The 17,937-nt window shown below is 64.1% G+C and carries 21 protein-coding genes; 6 read left to right on the forward strand and 15 right to left on the reverse strand.

The window, feature by feature from the left end; translation table 11 throughout:
- Positions 1-12: 12 nt before the first annotated feature.
- Positions 13-882, reverse strand: coding sequence for an isocitrate lyase/PEP mutase family protein (locus tag AC1RGE_RS02335; protein WP_011060752.1), 870 nt, complete (start codon positions 880-882; stop codon positions 13-15).
- Positions 883-1,318: 436 nt separating this feature from the next.
- Here AC1RGE_RS02335 and AC1RGE_RS02340 point away from each other — a divergent pair, with 436 nt between their 5' ends.
- The gene (locus AC1RGE_RS02340; protein ID WP_492583202.1) at positions 1,319-2,446 is read left to right on the forward strand and encodes a saccharopine dehydrogenase family protein; all 1,128 of its coding nucleotides are present in this window, start codon (positions 1,319-1,321) and stop codon (positions 2,444-2,446) included.
- Positions 2,447-2,453: 7 nt separating this feature from the next.
- Here AC1RGE_RS02340 and AC1RGE_RS02345 read toward each other — a convergent pair whose 3' ends face one another.
- From AC1RGE_RS02345 to AC1RGE_RS02355, 3 genes are all read right to left on the reverse strand, one after another.
- Positions 2,454-3,779 (reverse strand): YncE family protein, encoded by a 1,326-nt coding sequence (locus AC1RGE_RS02345; protein WP_212806238.1) that lies wholly within the window; start codon positions 3,777-3,779, stop codon positions 2,454-2,456.
- Between the two features lie 117 nt (positions 3,780-3,896).
- Positions 3,897-4,844, reverse strand: coding sequence for a sensor domain-containing diguanylate cyclase (locus AC1RGE_RS02350; protein ID WP_011060755.1), 948 nt, complete (start codon positions 4,842-4,844; stop codon positions 3,897-3,899).
- 3 nt (positions 4,845-4,847) lie between these two features.
- Positions 4,848-5,837, reverse strand: a complete 990-nt coding sequence (locus AC1RGE_RS02355; protein WP_072442325.1) for a response regulator — start codon at positions 5,835-5,837, stop codon at positions 4,848-4,850.
- Positions 5,838-6,634: 797 nt separating this feature from the next.
- Here AC1RGE_RS02355 and AC1RGE_RS02360 point away from each other — a divergent pair.
- Positions 6,635-7,171: a DUF4174 domain-containing protein gene (locus tag AC1RGE_RS02360; protein ID WP_492583204.1), complete on the forward strand. Its 537-nt coding sequence runs from the start codon at positions 6,635-6,637 to the stop codon at positions 7,169-7,171.
- Positions 7,172-7,246: 75 nt separating this feature from the next.
- On the opposite strand, the gene AC1RGE_RS02365 is transcribed toward AC1RGE_RS02360, so the two are convergent.
- Positions 7,247-8,422, reverse strand: a complete 1,176-nt coding sequence (locus tag AC1RGE_RS02365) for an aspartate aminotransferase family protein (protein ID WP_011060758.1) — start codon at positions 8,420-8,422, stop codon at positions 7,247-7,249.
- Positions 8,423-8,522: 100 nt separating this feature from the next.
- Between AC1RGE_RS02365 and AC1RGE_RS02370 the strand changes: the two genes are divergently transcribed.
- The gene (locus AC1RGE_RS02370; RefSeq protein ID WP_019094420.1) at positions 8,523-9,470 is read left to right on the forward strand and encodes a LysR family transcriptional regulator; all 948 of its coding nucleotides are present in this window, start codon (positions 8,523-8,525) and stop codon (positions 9,468-9,470) included.
- Here AC1RGE_RS02370 and AC1RGE_RS02375 read toward each other — a convergent pair.
- From AC1RGE_RS02375 to AC1RGE_RS02385, 3 genes are read right to left on the reverse strand one after another with little or no spacing between them, the layout of a single operon-like run.
- Positions 9,422-9,928 carry an NUDIX hydrolase gene (locus tag AC1RGE_RS02375; RefSeq protein ID WP_492583206.1) on the reverse strand — a complete coding sequence of 169 codons (507 nt, stop codon included), beginning with the start codon at positions 9,926-9,928 and terminating at the stop codon, positions 9,422-9,424. The genes AC1RGE_RS02370 and AC1RGE_RS02375 overlap by 49 nt on opposite strands.
- Before the next feature lie 8 nt (positions 9,929-9,936).
- Positions 9,937-10,644: an NUDIX hydrolase gene (locus tag AC1RGE_RS02380; RefSeq protein WP_011060761.1), complete on the reverse strand. Its 708-nt coding sequence runs from the start codon at positions 10,642-10,644 to the stop codon at positions 9,937-9,939.
- A 1-nt stretch (position 10,645) separates the two neighbouring features.
- Positions 10,646-11,191 (reverse strand): adenylyltransferase/cytidyltransferase family protein, encoded by a 546-nt coding sequence (locus AC1RGE_RS02385; protein ID WP_346624136.1) that lies wholly within the window; start codon positions 11,189-11,191, stop codon positions 10,646-10,648.
- A 183-nt stretch (positions 11,192-11,374) separates the two neighbouring features.
- Between AC1RGE_RS02385 and AC1RGE_RS02390 the strand changes: the two genes are divergently transcribed.
- From AC1RGE_RS02390 to nadE, 3 genes are read left to right on the forward strand one after another with little or no spacing between them, the layout of a single operon-like run.
- A complete protein-coding gene (locus AC1RGE_RS02390; protein WP_492583208.1) occupies positions 11,375-12,022 on the forward strand; it encodes a nicotinamidase in 648 nt (215 codons plus the stop codon).
- Between the two features lie 9 nt (positions 12,023-12,031).
- Positions 12,032-13,261: a nicotinate phosphoribosyltransferase gene (pncB, locus tag AC1RGE_RS02395; RefSeq protein WP_077933899.1), complete on the forward strand. Its 1,230-nt coding sequence runs from the start codon at positions 12,032-12,034 to the stop codon at positions 13,259-13,261.
- Position 13,262: 1 nt separating this feature from the next.
- Positions 13,263-14,090 (forward strand): NAD(+) synthase, encoded by an 828-nt coding sequence (gene nadE / locus AC1RGE_RS02400; RefSeq protein WP_492583210.1) that lies wholly within the window; start codon positions 13,263-13,265, stop codon positions 14,088-14,090.
- 296 nt (positions 14,091-14,386) lie between these two features.
- On the opposite strand, the gene AC1RGE_RS02405 is transcribed toward nadE, so the two are convergent.
- The 7 genes from AC1RGE_RS02405 to AC1RGE_RS02435 are packed head-to-tail and all read right to left on the reverse strand — an operon-like array spanning position 14,387 to position 17,922.
- Entirely contained in the window at positions 14,387-14,782 is a 396-nt protein-coding gene (locus AC1RGE_RS02405; RefSeq protein ID WP_492583212.1) for a hypothetical protein, read from the reverse strand.
- Complete coding sequence (locus AC1RGE_RS02410; RefSeq protein WP_492583214.1) at positions 14,775-15,101, reverse strand: hypothetical protein; 327 nt, start codon at positions 15,099-15,101, stop codon at positions 14,775-14,777. The genes AC1RGE_RS02405 and AC1RGE_RS02410 overlap by 8 nt, the downstream gene beginning before the upstream one ends.
- Positions 15,098-15,820, reverse strand: a complete 723-nt coding sequence (locus AC1RGE_RS02415) for a hypothetical protein (RefSeq protein WP_492583216.1) — start codon at positions 15,818-15,820, stop codon at positions 15,098-15,100. Before AC1RGE_RS02415 ends, AC1RGE_RS02410 begins: the two co-directional genes overlap by 4 nt.
- Positions 15,821-15,831: 11 nt before the next feature.
- The gene (locus AC1RGE_RS02420; protein ID WP_492583218.1) at positions 15,832-16,230 is read right to left on the reverse strand and encodes a GFA family protein; all 399 of its coding nucleotides are present in this window, start codon (positions 16,228-16,230) and stop codon (positions 15,832-15,834) included.
- A complete protein-coding gene (locus tag AC1RGE_RS02425; RefSeq protein WP_492583220.1) occupies positions 16,227-16,751 on the reverse strand; it encodes a hypothetical protein in 525 nt (174 codons plus the stop codon). The genes AC1RGE_RS02420 and AC1RGE_RS02425 overlap by 4 nt, the downstream gene beginning before the upstream one ends.
- Positions 16,748-17,269 carry a hypothetical protein gene (locus tag AC1RGE_RS02430; RefSeq protein ID WP_492583222.1) on the reverse strand — a complete coding sequence of 174 codons (522 nt, stop codon included), beginning with the start codon at positions 17,267-17,269 and terminating at the stop codon, positions 16,748-16,750. Before AC1RGE_RS02430 ends, AC1RGE_RS02425 begins: the two co-directional genes overlap by 4 nt.
- On the reverse strand, positions 17,266-17,922 hold the full coding sequence (locus AC1RGE_RS02435; RefSeq protein ID WP_492583224.1) for a hypothetical protein: 657 nt from the start codon (positions 17,920-17,922) through the stop codon (positions 17,266-17,268). The genes AC1RGE_RS02430 and AC1RGE_RS02435 overlap by 4 nt, the downstream gene beginning before the upstream one ends.
- Between the last annotated feature and the right edge of the window lie 15 nt (positions 17,923-17,937).

The following is a 17,937-nucleotide window of genomic DNA, read 5'->3' on the forward strand; positions in this document are numbered from 1 at the left end:
CAATCGCCGGTGTTACTCCTTGACGCTCATGAACTCCTTGGCCCAGACGATGTACTCCTCGGGCTGGGTGTAGGTGTGGGCCAGTTCGGTGGCGCTCAGGTCCGACGCCTGGGTGAAGATCTGCCGCTGCTCGCGCAGGCAGTCGTAGGTGGCCTTGATCGCGGCGAAGTAGGCGGCATGACCGTCCACGGCGATCTTCACGCCCAGCTCGGCCAGGCGCGCATCGTCCCGTAGCGCCGGGTTGCCGTAGGTCACCAGCATCAGCGGCACGCTCAGGTGCTCGGAGATCTGTTCCAGCTGTTCGAAATCACGGATGCCCACCATGCAGATGGCGTCGGCGCCGGCACGCTCGTACTGCTGGGTACGGCTGATGATTTCCTGCACCGGAAGGATGCCGGCGTTGGTCCGGGCGATGATCGCCAGTTCCGGATCAACCCGGGCTTCCAGGGCGGCGCGGATCTTGCCGACGCCTTCGGCCACCGAGATGAGGTCGGTGGATTTGCGCCCGAACTGGGCCGGCAGCAGGGTGTCTTCGATGGTCAGCGCGGCAATGCCGGCGCGTTCCAGTTCGACCACGGTGCGCATCACGTTCAGCGCGTTGCCATAGCCGTGGTCGGCGTCGGCGATGACCGGCAACTGCGCCACGCGGCCGATGCGGGTGGCCTGTTCGGCGAATTCACTGAGGGTGATCAGGGCGAAGTCGGGGGCCGCCAGCACTTGCAGCGAAGCCACCGAGCCGCCGAGGATGCCCACTTCGAAACCCAGGTCGGCGGCGATACGGGCAGACATCGGGTCGAATACGGAAGCGGTGTGGTAGCAGGAGTTGGAAGCGATCAGTTCACGGAAACCGCGGCGCAAATCTTGATGGGAAAGCCTGGACATAACAGCTCCGAGATAGGATCGAGAGATCGACCTTGAGGTCGAGTCAAATTTTGCAATCAGTTCCCTTGGCGAGCCGGGGAAAGAGCGGCTCACAGCGAAACGTTAGTTGGGCAGATGAAGATGAAACAAGGTGGGTAGCAAGGCGTCTTTATCCCGTTCGGTTGCGCGAACCGACGGGTTTATTATGCGAGGCCGACATAGCAGGACGAGGCTATCACGCTCCAGGGCCGTAGATGATGAGGATTTTGCATAGCATTATGCCGGACCGGCATTGGCATTTTTTTCTAACTGAATATTACAAGCACTTGCCAGGGGCGTTTCGGGGGCATGTCGAAGGTTGGCGGGGGCTTGTCGAGCGCTGGCAAATCCACCAAGCTGCCGCGCCTCGAATGGCAGCGTTCACGCTGCGCAACGGCTTAGTTCAAGGATGCAGGCAATGGCGCTCAGGGTGTTGGTGGTGGGTGGTTATGGCAATTTCGGCAGCATCGTCTGCCGCTATCTGATCCATACCCCTGGGGTGCATCTGCTGATTTCGGGGCGCGACCCGCACAAGCTCACGGCCAAGGTTCAGGCCTTGCAGGCTGAAGGCGGGCAGCCCTGCGAAGGCTGGTGCGGCGATGCCATGGGGCCGCAATGGGTGCCGGCGCTCAAGGCCCTTAAGGTGCACTGGGTGATCCATACCGGCGGGCCGTTCCAGGGCCAGTCCTACGCGGTGGCCCGGGGCTGCATCGAGGCCGGGGTCAACTACTGCGACCTGGCCGACTGTCGCCAGTTCGTGCGCGGCATTGGCACTCTGGATGAGGCCGCCCGGGCCGCCGGGGTGACGCTGCTCAGCGGCTGCAGCTCGGTGCCGACCCTGTCGGCGGCGATGATCGATGAACACCGTGAGCGTTTTTCCCGCATCGAGCGCATCGAGCACGGCATTTCCTCCTCGGCGAAGATGCCCGGCCTGTCCACCATCCAGGGCGTGCTGGCCTATGCCGGCAAACCCATCCTGCAACTCAAGGACGGCCGGCCGCATCCGGTGATCGGCTGGCAGGGCCTGACCCTGCGCAAGCTGCCCAGGCTGGGCACGCGGCTGGTGGCCAATGTCGATGTGCCGGACCTGGATCTGTTCGCCGAGCGCTACGGTGCCCACACCCTGAGCTTCCAGGCCGGCGCCGGGCTGAAGATCGCCGGGTTGGCCAATGCGCTGCTGGCCCAGGCGGTGAAGCTCGGCCTGGTGCGCGACCCGGCGCCCTGGGCGGCGCGCCTGCATCGCTGCGGCACCTGGTTCGAAGGTTTCGGAGATGGGCTCAGTGCCCTGTACATCGACGTGCACGGCCTGGGCCAGGACGGCCAGCCACTGTCGATGAGCGTGCAGCTCACCGCAACCCATGACCACGGGCCGGAGATTCCCAGCTGCGCGGCGGTGGCGGTGGTGCACAAGCTGCTCGCCGGCCATGTGCCGGCCCCGGGGGCCCGGTCCAGTGCCGGCGAGGTCAGCGTGGAGGAGTACCTGCGGGCGATCGACGATCCGGATCACCTGCAACTGCAAGTGAGTTTCTCGCGCCCGCCGGTTTAACCCCCGGTCACCACAGCAGCGGCTTGGCGAAGTCCTTCCAGAACAGCCAGCGCTGCACTTCAAGGTGCTCGCCGGTGCCGATCTGCCAATCCGGGCGCCCGGCGTCCAGGTCAAGCTTGACGATGATCCCGGCATAGGTGGCGGCCACCAGGGTCTTGCCATCGGGGCTGATGTCCATGGCGGTGAGGGTCGAGCCGATATAGTGCTGCCAGCGTTCCTCGCCGTTTTCGCTGAAGGCCCGCAGGTAGCCGTAGGCGTCGCCGATGATGAATTCGTCGCCCCGTGACGCCGCGGCATACACCCGGGCACCTTCCTGCAGCACCGGGGTGCGCGCATCGTCACTGTAGAAATCGGTGGACAGCCCTGGCAGGTCGGCCACCGCCACTCCCACGCTGGCACCGCCATAGAAGTGGCAGGCATTGAGCAGCAGGCGATCGCCGCGCTGGTTGAAATGGGCGAAATGCGGGTACTCGCTGGCGGGGCCGATCTGCGCTACCCGTTGCAACCTTGCATCGAACACCAGGTGCGAGCTGCTTTGCTCGCCCACGGCGATCCACTGGCCATCGGGCGACACCGCGCCATGCTCCATGCTCAGGCCGATGCCCAGGTCCTCGGGGGCGACGCCATCGGCCAGCTCTTGCTGCAGGTCTTCCAGGCTCGGCAGCAGGCGCGTGGCGCCCTCGGCCTGCAGGACGAAGATGCCGTCGGAGCTCACCAGCAGTACCCGGCGCCCGTCAGGGAAGGGAATCAGGCTGCTGGGGCGAGGGCGCCCGGTGTCTTCAAGCGCCACCCCCGCCGGCAGGTTCGCGTGGGGATCGGGCCAGGCAAAACTTGCCACCTCTGGCCCGTTCCAGCCGTCGGTGAGCTGGATGCCGTCAGCCCGGGCCCAAGCGAAATAGCGCCGCTGGGGGCACATGCCGAAGCCTTCCACCTGCTCCAGGGTCTGGATCCTTGCGTCGTCGATATGCACCACCTCGCCAGCCTCGTAAGGTGCGCCGATGCGCGCCAGCAGGCTGCCGTCCGGCAACAGGGCCAGGGTCGGAATCATCCGTCCCTGGCTTTCCAGGCGTGGCGACAATGGGAAGTGCGCCGGCGGCCACTCCTGGCGGAATGCCTGGCGCCGGGCTGCGTCGTAGGGCTCCTGGTTGCTCGCTTCCAGGGCCGCCTGCCAGTCTGGCAGCAGGTGCTCGGTATCGGGCAAGTGCGGTTCCTTCAAGCCCTTCCAGCCGTCGCGGTTGCCGGTCTCGACATAGCGATTGATGTCGCGGGCATAGGTCAGCACGGCTTGCTGCCATTGCTCTTGCGGGGAGTGGTTCGAATTCGACTGGGACATGCGCGCAGGACTCCTTGTGGCGCTGGGAAAGGCGTAGCAGACCGGGGGATGGACCGGAAAAGCGCGCAGTTTATCCCTCGGGAGCGAGTTTTTTTCAGGTTTTTCCAGTGCTGCCGTTCAAGGCGCGTAGGTACTGACCCGGTTGCGCCCGGCGCGCTTGGAGGCGTACAGCGCCTGGTCGGCCCACTCGATCAGGCAGCGATGATCCCGGGCCGGACGGTCGAGGCAGGCGATGCCCAGGCTGATGGTGAAGGCGATGGCCTGGCCGTTGTGGATCACCTCCTGCTCTTCCACCGACTGGCGCAAGCGCTCGGCCAGGGTGCGGGCCCCGGCAAGGTCGGTGTGGGGCAGGAGAATGGCGAACTCCTCGCCGCCATAGCGCCCGGCCACGTCGCTGTCGCGCACATGCTGGTGGATCAGCTCGGAGACGCGCTTGATCACTGCATCGCCGGCCTGGTGCCCATGGCGGTCGTTGATCGACTTGAAGTGATCGATGTCCAGCATCAGCAGGGCGATGCTGCTGCCGTGGCGGCTGTATTCGAACTGCAGGCGCTGTTCCCAGTGGCCGCGGTTGTAGAGCTGGGTCAGGTGGTCGGTGCGCGACAGGTGCTGCAACTGCTGGTTGGCCTTCTGCAAGGCCAGGCTGTTGATTGCCACGTCGGTCAGGTCGTAGATCACCAGGCAGACGTGGTGGATCTCGCTGTTGGAAGAACGCAGCGGCAGCAGGGTGGTGTTCTGGTACATGAACTCGCCCTGGCCGGTGATCGGCTGGTAGTTGTTGAAATGCACCAGGTACGGCCGCTGCTTCCAGATGGTGAAGGCCGGCGTGCCGAGGGCCACCACGCGCCCCACCTTGCGGGTGAACCAGGGTCGCTCGACCTCGGGGAACAGCTCGAAGAACGACTGGTCGATGGCCTGCTTGGAGGGCACTCCGGAGCGGTTCTCCATGAAGCTGTTCCACACCTGGACCCGGCACTCCAGGTCGAGCACGACGATACCCACGTCGATGCTCTGGACCACCGCCAGCAACCAGTGCAATTCACTGAAATCCATTCTCTTAGGCATGGCTCAACTCATCAGGTAGGCGAGCTTCTGTTCCAGCAAGGCCATGGAGCCTTCGGTGAACAACAGCAACAGGTCGAAGTGGATGTTCTGTTCTTCCAGGCTGTAGCTGATTTCCACCGCCTGGGTCTTTTTCCAGCGCTGCTGGTTGAGCACGATCAGCTCGTCGATGGTGGTGTGTTCCCCCAGTACCTGGGGATGGCCCACGGAAAAGAACACGTCCAGCTGGTCGGCGATGCTGCTCAGGCAGGCGCCGATCAGCACGCTAGAGAGGTCGATCAGCACTTCCATTTCCTGGTAGGGGTCGGTGCCTTGCTCTATCAACTGGGCGATGTCGGCCACTTCGGAGTCGTAGAACATCAGCAAGGCTTCGCCGGCGATGCCGCTGCCGATGTAGCTCTGGCAGATGGCGGTCAGTTGCCGGGCGCGGTTGGCATCGGCCAGCAGCATCTGCAATTCGCCGGCTTCCAGCACATTGACGTGGGGAATCGGCAGGTGCACGAAGACATCCAGGACCTTGGCGATCAGTGCCGCGGCGTAGCCCATGGAAACGTTGACGGTTTCCCGGAAGGCGTCGCGAAAGGTCACCACCGGTGCTGGCGAAGGGGCTGCCAGTGGCTTGGTGTCAGTGCTGTCCAGCAGTTGCAGTTCGTTGAGCAGGGCGCGCAGTTGCTGCGGGTCGAAGGGCTTCTTGAGGAAGGCCCGTGCGCCCAGCTCGCGGGTGCGGCGCACGGCTTCTTCTTGAATGTCGCCGGAGATGACAATGATCTGCGCCTCGATGCCTTCTTCCTGCACCGCACTCAAGACCTGGTAGCCGTCCATCACGGGCATGGTCAGGTCCAGCAGCGCCACCTTGCCCAGCCCGCGGCGCAGGGCTTCCAGGCCTTCGCGCCCGTTGCAGGCCTGGGTCACGGACACCCGCCACTCGCTGGGCAAGGTCCGCAGCACCTGCTTGCGGGCCATGCTCGAGTCATCGCAGATGAGGAGGGGGATCATCGGTATCGGACGCTCATTCGAAAAAACCCGTAAGGGATAGTGTTCGGTAATAGGGCGAGTTGCCGCTTTATAGTTGTGCCGTATCGGGCTGTCCGTGCCGCGCCGCACTATAGTTCCCTCGGCAATAAAAGAACAAGTAGTGATGGCTTCGGTTATTTGCTCCAGATCATTGTCTGCTGCAATTCAAGCAGGCCTGGGCATGTAACTTAGAGTTGTTGCAGGGCAGCAGTTAAAAGGCCGCGGCGGCCCGTGGCGTGGGCTGTGGCAATAAACTTAGAGGCCTCTGTAAGCCTTGATATAGACCGATTTTTCTATCGGGGTAGGGAACTCGCGCCTGTTTTCTGACGTTTGAAAAATGACACTTTAGGTATAAGTTTCAAACTTTCGGAATCTTCTTGTTGATTGTTGCCGGAGGTTCTGCGAGTGGTTCGTTTCAATGGTTGTTAAGAGCGCTGGAATTGTGTGGGTTGAATGTGTCGTGCAGCGATTCTTATAAACAACCCAGGGCCGCTGTTGTATTGATTCGAATATTAAAGAACGGGCGCAAGGCTGTTGGAACGAGTGCTGCAGGGGCGTCGTTGTCGGGCTGCGCTCCTGCTGCATATGCAACAAAACCTTACCGCGAACCTGGTTGTGCCGACCGCTGGAAGGGCGCGAGCCCCGGTCGTGCGCGGCCTGTGGCAAGCCGACGACCAGCGCTGCGCCGTGGGCAAAAAAATGTCAGATTTTGAGTCCCGGCCTGGACCTTTTCCCGCAATGCGCAATCATTACTGCGTGGAAAACATAAGGAGAGACGCATGTTCATTCGGTCATTGACCTTCGCTACTCTGCTCGCTGTTGCCGGCCCTGTCCTGGCGGCCGACAACGACGGCCCATTGACCCAGGACCTGGGTAAGTCACGGCCACTGATCGTGATTGCCCCCAGCACCGTGGACCCGACCCTGGTGAGCCTGAAGAAGTCCCTGGAAGAGCCGGCCACCCGTCAAGCCTTCAACGAACGCAACATGGTCCTGTACACGGTGATCAACACCATCGGCCAGCGCGATGGCAAGGACATCGACCCGCAATCCACCATGGCCCTGATCCGCAGCCTCAAGCTGGGCGCCGGGGCGCAGACCAAGGTGATCCTGGTGGGCAAGGACGGCGAGAAGAAGCTGGAGCACTCCGGGGCCACCGAGCTCAAGGAAGTCTTCAGTGCCGTCGACCAGTTGCCGGCGGCGGAGAAACAGGCCGCAGCGCCGGCTCCGGCCCCCGAGCCGGAGGCCAAGCCGGCCAATGCCAAGGCCGGCAAGGCGGCCAAGCCCGCCGCAGCGCCCAAGGCGCTGGACGACTGAAGCCCATGGGCGGAGGCCGGGGCAGGCGCTGACCGCCCCGGTGCCTGCCGACTGCATTGCCCCGCCTCGCCCAGGCTAGAGCGCCTCCAGGGTCTGACGCAGCCCATCGACGATCATCTCCACTTCCTGCCCATCGATCACCAAGGGTGGCAGCAGGCGGATGGTGGTGCCCCGGGTGACATTGATCAGCAGCCCGTGGTCACGGGCGGCGACCTGCACCAGCTCTCGGGCCGGCTGCCGCAGTTCGATACCCACCATCAGCCCCAGCCCACGAATCTCCCGCACCGCCGGATGCGCCGCCAGTTCCTCGCGCAGCCGCCGCAGCAGTTGGGCACCGCGCTGTTCGGCGTTGGCCAGCAACTGCTGGTCCTCGATGACGTCCAGTACGGTGCAGGCCGCGCGGCAGGCCAGGGGGTTGCCGCCGAAAGTGCTGCCGTGGCTGCCCGGAGTAAACAGCTGGGCAGCCTTGCCCCGGGCCAGGCAGGCGCCGATGGGAATGCCGTTGCCCAGGCCCTTGGCCAGGGTCATCACATCCGGCACCACGTCTTCGTGCTGGCAGGCAAACCAGCGCCCGGTGCGGCCGATGCCGCTCTGGATCTCGTCGAGCATCAACAGCCAGTTGCGCCGGGTGCACAGCTCGCGCACGGCCTTGAGGTAGCCGGGTGGGGCCAGCTGGATGCCGCTTTCCCCCTGGATCGGCTCCATCAATACGCCACAGATGCGTGGAGCATGCTCGGCGACGGCCGATTCCAGGGCGGCCAGATCGCCGAAGCGCACCTTGAGAAAACCGCCTGGCAACTGGCCGTAGCCCAGGCGCACTGCCGGGCCGTCGCTGGCGGCCAGGGTGGCCAGGGTCCGGCCATGAAAGGCGTTTTCCATGACCACCACCAGGGGCTGCTCGATGCCTTTGTGCCAGGCGTGCAGGCGTGCCAGCTTGAGGGCGGTCTCGTTGGCCTCGGCCCCGGAATTGTTGAAGAACGCCCGGTCCATGCCGCTCAACTGGGTCAACTTGGCGGCCAGTTGCTGCTGCCAGTGGATGTCGTAGAGGTTGGAGCTGTGCAGCAGCAGGCCGGCCTGTTCGCTGATGGCGCCGACCAGCCGTGGGTGGCTGTGGCCGATACCGGTCACCGCGACCCCGGCGATGGCGTCCAGGTACTCTCGCCCGGCCTGGTCCCAGAGACGGCTGCCCAGGCCTTTGCAGAAGCTCAGCGCGAGGGGTTGGTAGGTGCTCATCAGGCAGGCGGCGGTCATGGCGGGTAGCTCCATCTTGGGGGTGTGCTATCAGTATCGTTAGCCACCCAGGCTAGATAAACTCGCTATTTCTTTAATAATCTTGAAGTCAGGGTTGATAATGGATCTGTTCCAGGCAATGTCGGTGTACGTCAAGGTGGTGGAGGCGGGGAACATGACCGCCGCGGCCCGGGAGTGCGGCATGTCCACCACCATGGTGGGCAATCACCTGCGGGCCCTGGAGCAGCGCCTCGGGGTGCGTCTGCTCAACCGCACGACACGGCGCCAGCGGCTTACCGATTTTGGCCGTGACTACTACCAGCGCTGCCTGGCGGTGCTGGGGCTGGTGGCGGATTCCGAGCGCCTGGCGGAGCAGGCCCAGGGCGAACCCACCGGTACGTTGCGCATCACCGCACCCCTGACCTTCGGCACCGAACGCCTGGCGCCAGCGCTGGACGAGTTCCGCCAGCGCTGCCCCCAGGTCAAGGTCGAGCTGACCCTGGCCAACCAGCGCTTCGACCTGACCGATGGCACCTTCGATGTGGCGGTGCGCCTGGGCAACCTGGACAACGCCTCGCTGATTGCCCGGCGCCTGCAGGACTACACCCTGACGATCTGCGCTGCGCCGGAGTATCTGGAGCGCTGCGGCACGCCCCAGGTCCCCGAGGACCTGCAGCGGCACAACTGTCTGGCATTTGCCTACCCGGCCGGTGATGAGTGGAGCGCCACCGCCACCCTGTGGCCGTTGCGCGGGCCTGAAGGCGATGTGCAGATTCCGGTGTCGGGGTCATTGCTGGCCAACACCTCGTCCGGCTTGCATCGTGCGGCGCGGGGTGGCCTGGGGCTGGTGATGATGCCCGATGCGCTGGTGGAGGAAGACCTGCAGCAGGGCCGGCTGGTGCCGGTGCTGCAGGACTATCAGTTGCCCTTTCGGACGATGCACCTGCTCTATGCCCAGGACCGCTATCGCCTGCCCAAGCTGCGCAGCTTTGTCGACTTTGCCCTGGAGAAGTGGGGGCGTCAGGCCGACTCGTTGGCCAGCAGCATCATCGCTGCCGACAGCGTGTGACCATCGGTGATCTGGCCGGCGGCGATCATTGCCAGCAACTCCTGGCGGCTGGCCCACAGCACATGGTCCACTTCGCCATCGGTGGCGGCGGCCTGCTGCTCGGCGATCTGCACCTGGCACACCGCCACGGCGCTGGCGATCAGCGAAGTGTTGCTGTGCAGCAGCCCCAGCTGGCGTACCTCTGAGGCTTGCCAGCCGGTTTCCTCCAGCAGTTCCCGGGCCGCCGCGTCGCAGGCGCTTTCCCCGACATCGATGGCGCCCCGGGGAAACTCGATGGACTGGCCGCCGATGGCCCGGCGCCGCAGGTTGACCAGCATCAGTCGGCCATCGGCCAGGGTCGGCACGGCCACGACGCCGTTCACCGCCTGGGCTTCCTTGATGATGAAGTAGCCGTTTTCACGGACCACCTTGAAGTACGGGGTTTCCAGCAGGCACTGGGTGTCGGGGGTGGAACTCATGGGGGCTATCACTCCAGGAAACAACGATCGAACAAATACAGCTCGGCGGGCTTGAGCTGCTCCACGGTGGCCTGAGGCCGGCCGCCGTCGCCGCTCTTCTTGCGCCCGGTGTCGCGCAGGTAGCCGGCCTCGCTCATCTTCAGCAGGCGCTGGCGGATGCTGGTCTTGAGCACCGGACGCTGCAGCACCAGGGAGAAGATGCTCACCGCCTCGGGGGCGCTGAACTCGTTGCCGAGAAACATCAGCGGCAGGCTGCTGTACAGGGATTTGGAAAACAGCCGCTCGTGCACCTGGGCTACCAGGGCGTTGTGGTCGAAGGGCAGCTTGAAGGCACCGCTGGCCACCTCGCCGAGGGCGAAGAAGCCCTGTTGCGCGGCGGGCTCCACCGGCTCGCTGAGGATCCCCAGGTAGAAGGTCGAGGACGACCAGCAGCGCGGGTCGCGAAAGGCGTCGCCCACCGTGCCCACCTGTTCCAGCCAGGCCAGGGGCATGTCCACCTTGCTCGAACGGCGCAGGCGTTCCACCGCGTCATTCAGGCTGCGGTCTTCGACGTCGCCGTTGACCACGATGCCCGGCAGCGCCCAGTGCCCGGCGAAGGGCTCGGCATCCCGTTGATGGAGGAGGATCTGCAGCTCGCCGCGTTCGCGGTGATAGCGCAGCAGGCACAGGTCGATGGTGTGCAGGTAGGCGCTGGGGAGGGTGGTGCGGTCGTGCATATCAACTTCCGTGGACGGCGTAGAGGCCGTAGTTTAGCGGATTCATTCCCGGGGCCAGCCATTGCCTGGGCGGCGTTTCGCCACGGGCCAGGCATTGGCGCAACACGCTGCTGCGCACCCCGGGCTGCTCTTCGATGCAGAGGACGGAAAAGCGCCGCAGCAGTTCCTCGCCGCGATGGAACCTGGGCAACTGGCGCGCCACGTCTTCGCCCACCACCAGGGCGATGCGTTTGCCGTCCAGGGCCAGGTCGTCGGCCAGGCGTTGCAACAGGGTGAAGCTGTAGACCGGGCCCGGGTCTGCCAGGGCCAGTTGCCGTTCCAGGCGGCTGACCGCCAGCTCGGCGTCGCACTCTGGCTGCAGGTGCGCGGTGATTGCCTGCAACCAGCCGGCGCGCTGCTCGAAGTCGGCCATGCGCTTGCCGTCCGGGTGGCGGAAGCTGGGCACTACCAGTACCCGGCGGGCATGGAGGGCGGCTTCGAGCATCACCTGGGCGTGCCCGGCGTGGGGCGGGTTGAAGGCGCCGCCATAGAGGGCCAGTTCAAACATCTGCTTTTCCTCATTTGGTACATGACGTGTACCTTATCATCGCTTTTGTCAGTGGGAAATAATCTTCTGCACCTTATTTGTGCGTGGTTATTGAATTTGGTTCGAGAAAAATAAAACCTGCAGGGTCTTGCTATGAAAGTACATGACATGTACTTTGTGCTCCGTGCAGAGGAGAGACCCAGCATGAACAGCCAAACGATGAAGACCGCTTCCTTCGATGTCGATGCGCAAAAGAGCTTTACCCCGCTGTGCCCGGACGAGTTGCCCGTGGCTGAAGGCGATCGCATCGGCGGCGAGCTGAATTTCATGGCGACCCTGGCCAGCCTGCGTATCGGCAGCAAGGACGCCCACAGCCCCCAGGCGCCTTGGGTGGTGGCCGGGCACGCCCAGATGCTCCAGCCCACGGGCCTTGAACATGCCGATCTGACCTGGGTCAGCCACTGCGTTCCGGGCACTGAAGGCTTCACCCTTTTGGACGAACTGCCTGCGCCCTATGACTACGACTACTTCGTGTGGAAGGGCGTGGAGCCGGACCTGCACCCCTATGGCGCCTGCTACCACGACCTGCACGGCAAGCTGTCCACCGGGGTCATCGAGTACCTCAAGGGCCAGGGCGTACAGCAAGTCATAGTCGGCGGCCTGGCGTTGGATTTCTGCGTCAAGACTACTGCCCTGCAACTGGCCGCTGCCGGTTTCAAGGTGCTCATCCACCTGCCGGCGTGCCGGGCCATCAGCGCCGAGGGCGCTACCCAGGCCATCGCCGACATGCAACAAGCGGGCATCACGGTTGCCGCGACCCGCGAAGAAACCGCCAGATTGGCCAAGGCTTGAGGAGTCACCATGGAAAGTGCATTTGACCGCAACAACGGCGTGATCCAGAGCCTGCTGGATACCGACTACTACACCTTCACCATGATGCAGGCGGTGTTGCACCAGCACCCCAATGTGGACGTGGAATACCAGTTCATCGTTCGCTCCAAAGAGTCCCTGGTGCACCTGATCCCCGAGATCCGCCAGGAACTGGAAAAGCTCGCCGGCCTGCAGATGCGCGAAGGCGAACAGCGCTTTTTGTTCAACAAGCGCTTTCGTGAATACCTGACCCCTGACTTCGAACAGTTCCTCGGTCTGTTCCGCTTCAACCTGCGTTACATCCACGTGGCGGCGGTCGACGGCCAACTGAGCATCCGCGTCCGCGGCCCGATGCTGCACTGCATCATGTTCGAGCAGCCGGTGCTGGCCATGGTCAGCGAGTTGCGCAACCGCGATAAGTACCCCGAGGTGGAGCTTGAGGATGTCACTCGCCGGCTCTACCAGAAGTTCGAATGGCTGGAGAAAAACGCCAGCCGCGACGAGCTTGCCGAGTTCCGCGTCTCGGATTTCTCTACCCGCCGGCGCCTGTCGTTCAAGGCCCAGCGCGAAGTGGTAAAGATCATGCGCAGCGATTTCCCCGGGGTCTTCGTCGGCACCAGCAATGCGCACCTGGCTTACGAGTTCGACCTGCCACTGATCGGCACCATGGCCCACCAATGGCTGATGGTGCACCAGCAACTGGGGCGGCTGCGCGAGAGCCAGAACGCGGCCCTGGAGAACTGGGTGCACGAGTACCGCGGGCGCCTGGGCATTGCCCTGACCGACTGCATCAGCACCGATTTCTTCCTCAAGGACTTCGACCTGTACTTCGCCAAGCTCTACGACGGCCTGCGCCAGGATTCCGGGGACCCGATCCTCTGGGCCGACAAGGTCCTGGCCCGCTACCGGGAACTGGGCATCGACCCGCGGACCAAGGACCTGATGTTTTCCGATGGCCTGAACTTCGAGAAATGCCTGCCGATCCTGCGCCACGTGCGTGGCCAGGCCCGCTTCGGTTTCGGCATGGGCACCAGCCTGGCCTGCGATGTGGAGGGCGTGGAGCCGCTGAGCATCGTGATGAAGCTGGTGCGGGTGCATGGCGAACCGGTGGTGAAGTTCTCCGACGACCCGATCAAGAACGTCTGCGAAGACCCGTCGTTCCTCCGGTACGCGGCCCAGGTGTTCAACGTCGATCTTGCCCACTCGCCCCTGGAGGCCTGACATGAGCAATTCAACCCAAGCACGCATCGCCCGGGAACTGGGCATCGACCGGCAACTGGTTCGCGGTGGCGAGGCCGCCGAGATCGCCCGGCGTGTGGCCTTTATCCAGCAGGTACTGCGCGACTCCGGCTGCAGCACCCTGGTACTGGGCATCAGTGGCGGGGTGGATTCCCTGACCGCCGGCCGCCTGTGCCAGTTGGCGGTGGAGCAGATGCGCGCCGCGGGGCAGGAGACCCGTTTCATCGCCATGCGCCTGCCTTATCGGCAACAGGCGGATGAAAGTGATGCCCAGGCTTGCCTGGACTTCATAGGCCCCGACGCGGTGAGCACTTGCAACATTGCCGACAGCGTCGAGGGCCTGATGAACCAGGTGCGGATCGACGGCCTGCAGCCTTCGCCGGCCCTCACGGACTTCGTCAAGGGCAACGTCAAGGCCCGGGCGCGGATGCTGGCCCAGTACGCGGTGGCCAACTTCAGCAACGGCCTGGTGGTGGGTACCGACCACGGCGCCGAGGCTCTGATGGGTTTCTTCACCAAGTACGGCGACGGCGCCTGCGACCTGGCCCCGCTGTCGGGGCTGACCAAGACCCAGGTGCGGCTGCTGGCCGAGGCCCTCGGCGCGCCAGGGCATCTGGTGTACAAGGCGCCCACCGCGGACCTGGAGGAACTGGCTCCGGGCAAGCTGGACGAAGACGCCTATGGTTGCAGCTACCAACAGATCGACGCCTACCTGATGGGGGAAACAGTGCCCGAGGCGGTGCGTAGCCTGATTGAAAGCGCCTATGCGCGAACCGCTCACAAACGCGCACTGCCGCGGGTTCCGGCCTGAGATTGGCTGCCGGCCTTGCTGCCTGATCCCTGCGATCCCGCCAGGTCCCGTGATGCCTTCGGCGGCATTGTGGAGCCTGGTTTTTCATCTTTTGCGCAGACAGATGGCCCCAGGCCGAGTGCAGGTCCTTGTGCCTGGCAAGTGCGGGCGCGATCCGCAGGGTGAGGTGCTCAGGAGGCGGGCACCGGCCTGTGCCTCATGTCGCAGGGAAGTGGCCCCGAGCGACTTCAGTCCGGCCACTTGCGCAGGGCTGCCCGACATTCCTCGGCAAGGCCGGGCAGGTCATCCCGCAGGGCCTAGCAGTCCAGGCGCACCAACGCCGCGCTGGCCGCCTGGCGCAGCGGCTGCCAGTCAGGATGCTCGAAACCGTTGCTGTCCAGGGTGCCGTAGGCTCCGGGGCTCAATTGCTCACAGGCGCCCAGCAAGGCTTGCAGCGCCTGATGCAGTCCGGGCTCCAGGCGTGGCGGAAAGTCTTTGACGAACAGCGCCAGGTATTCCAGGTAGTCGGACCACAGGTTGCATTCGGCGCAGCAGCCGATGTTGTCCCGTTGCCCCTCGGCATCCAGAACCAGGAACTCCAAGGCTGGTTGCAGTTCGCTCACCAGGATGATCAGCCGGTATTGGTCGGCGCCGTACCAGCCCCAGATCCTTGAACCGATGCTTTCACCCGGGTTCTGTGGTGCTTCAGTCATGGTGCTTGTTCACTCTGTTAATGTCCGGGGGAGCCGTCGACTCCGCCCCTGCGGTTGCTGCCCGCATCTGTTCGGCCAGTCTCCGGCAACCCTGGCTGCCGAACAGCGTGTCGATGTGTTCGACGCTGGCAATGGCTTGCTGGATATCGAAGTCGTGACCGTCCAACGTTTCCAGCGCCCGATTGTGCAGGGCGTAGGCCAGATGGGCAGCCACGGCGCCGGCCGGATCGTCTGATTCGAGGTCTCCCAGCCTGTGGGACAGGAGCAGGCGGATTTCATACAGCGCCAGGGCCAGCAGGCGTTCCCGAGGTGTGCTCATGGCCGGCTGCCGCCGCTGTCATTCCAGCCCAGGGTCGGCCCCTGGAACAGGCCGGCGCAGCGCACCAGGCTGTGGATCTCTTGCTGCGTCGGGAAGTGCTCCTGCTGCGCCGCCCAGTTGAGCAGCACGTGCCCGTCCCACCAGCGCTCGATCTCCAGCTGGCTGATCCGGTTATCCTGCACTCCGGCGTAACCCAGGCCCTGTTCACTGACATGGCGGGCCGCCCGGAGCAGGGCCCGTTCAGGGTCAAGATCGGCCACATACAGGGTGCATACCGCAGCACTCCATTCGGCTGGCAGGTGATTGCTGCGGTTCACATCCAGCAGCACCGGACAGTGAAACAGCTGGCAGCCCTCGACATACAACGGCCTGGAGCCTGCTTGCAGTTGCGTCCTGAAAGCCTGCGGCAAGCCTTCGAGGAACATGATGTCCAGCGCCAGTACCCCGGCGCAGCCTGCAGCAACGGCACCGCGCTCCTGGGCAGGCAACGACGGCGCCTGGAGAATCAGGGCCAGGCGCACCTGCGCCTCGGCGCTGTGTTCGACGCGTGCCAGCCAGGCATTGTCGACCTGCGGATGGGCGGCCAGGCGCTTGGCCAACTCATAGCGCGCCGGCTCCACCCCATTGCCAGCAGGATCGCCCCTATAGCGCAGGCTGGCGGTTTGCACGGACAATTCTTCGGCGCCGCGGGCGGTTTTTCCAAACAGTGACTTGAACACCGCTTTGCTCCTCAGCTGGCGCTTTCAGGGGACGACATGGGCCGCCAGCCGTCCGGCCATTGATCGTTGAATGCGTGAGCGCTTGGCAGCAGCGCGGGATCATGGTTCTGGTCAAAACAACCCAGCAACAAGGCCACGGTCGGCGCATCGTCGAGGGCGCCGAGGGAGCTGCCGCACTGCGGGCAGAACGCCCGGCTGGAATAGTCCGATGAGCGAAAGTGCGCAGGGGCGCCGCCCGGGCCGGTCCAGGTCACCTGTTCTCGGGGAAACTCGACCCAGGCCGCGGTCAGGGCGCCGGTATGACGCTGGCAGAATTTGCACGAACAGCTGTGGGGGTTTTCTGCCGGCCCCCGCGCCTCGAAGCGAATCTGCCCGCACAGGCAGCCACCCTGGTAAAGGCTGTCGATCATAAGCGTGGGTTCTCCAGGGGAATCAAGCGATCCCGTGCCAGGTCTCGCAGCAGTTCATCGAGCATTTCCCGACGGCTTTCGATTTGCACTGGCGGTACATACCAGGCCGCGACGCTGTAGCCTTCGCGACGGTAGGTGTAGGTCTTGAGTAGCTGGCCGTCCTTGAGCAGGCTGCCGCGCAGATTGCTCTGGTAAGAGTACGGCAGGGGGAAGGTCAGCAGGGTGATGGCGTTCAGCGCTCCCAGAAAACCCGCGCTCTTGCCTCCCGGTTCGCTGATCAGCAGGCTGTAGCCGCTGCGGCTGTAACCACCATCGAGAAACGAAAAGGCCCCGGTATTGCGCAGTGCCGAGAGGGTTTCCCGTTGTTCCTGTTCATCGAAGCGGTTTTTTGCCGGCCCCAGGTCCAGGGTCAACGGCACATAGGGCTGTTGGCTGCGGTATTCCAGCGGTTGCATCTGGGTGCCGCAGCCGCCGATGAACAGGCTGGCGCACAGCAGGGCATTCACGCCGATCCGCTTCATTGTGCCGGCTCCGCCGTGGGCAACAGGCGATCCTGTTGCAGCTCGCCGGCGAAGGCACGGGCGATGCGCTGGATGTTCTGCTCCTGCATTTCCCCGCCCTGGTCCAGCAGCCAGGTGTATTTGTGCGTGAGGTTGCGATAGCTGTACTGCTTGAGCGGCTTGCCCTGGTGCAGCAGGGTGATGTCGGTGTGGGTGTCGATGCCGTTGGGGATCGGCAGCAGGAACAGCGTGGCGGCACTGAGGAAGATCAGCGGCATCGGTGGCATGTCGCGCTCGGTGTTGAACTGGATCCGGGCGCTGTAGTCGCCGGGTTGCCCGGTGCCGGCCTGGACATTCTCGAACACCCCCGTGGCACGCAGGGCATTGCGCAATTGGGCCGCGTGCAGTGGGTCATCAACCATCACGTACAAGGGCTTCAAGTAGGCTTGGCCTTCGGCTAGCGAATGGTCTGGCAAGGTGTCGGTTGCCGTGCAACCACCGAGCAACATCAGGGCACAGAGCGTCAGTCTGGATTTCATGGGCGAAGCTCCGCAGTGGTCTTGGCATGCTTGTCCAGGGGCAGGATGTAGGGCTTGGCCTGGTCCAGGTCCAGCGTCAGCAACTGCAGGTCCGGCAAGCCCGGCACCTGGCGTTGCGCGATAGCAGCGTCCCGGGGCATCTGGTTGCTCCAGGCAAAGAAGCAGAGGGTCACTTGACTGCAGATCGAGCGGAACTCGCCAATGTAATACGCCTTGCCTGCTTCCAGGCGCAGCGGCAGGACGAACTCTTCTCGTGCTTCCTGTGATTGCAGGCGTGATCCCAGTCCCGGGGCATAGACCATGGACCAGAACTGGAAGTTGTAGAACTCGTAGTCACCGGGTTTGAGCGGCATGACGAACACACTGCCGGCGGCACGCGGTTCCAGGATATCGGCAGGTGTTGGCCGTGGGTCACTTTGCCAAAGCGCGGCGGCGCCATTGATCGAGCCGCGTTTGCGAAACAGCAGGCGCAGGTTGGTGGCGGCACCACCGTTGGCCAGGTACTGCGGACCGATGGAACCCACCAGATAGCTCGTGGGTTGGTTGACTGCGGGTTGCAAGGGGGCACTGACAAAAGACGCGGGTTGGCTGATACAGCCGGAAACTGCACTGCCGGCCAGCAGTAAGGCGCAAGCCTTGATTATGCGGAGCATGGTGGACCCTGAGAG

The sequence above is a fragment of the Pseudomonas sp. GW823-FHT02C05 genome, assembly GCF_058797595.1.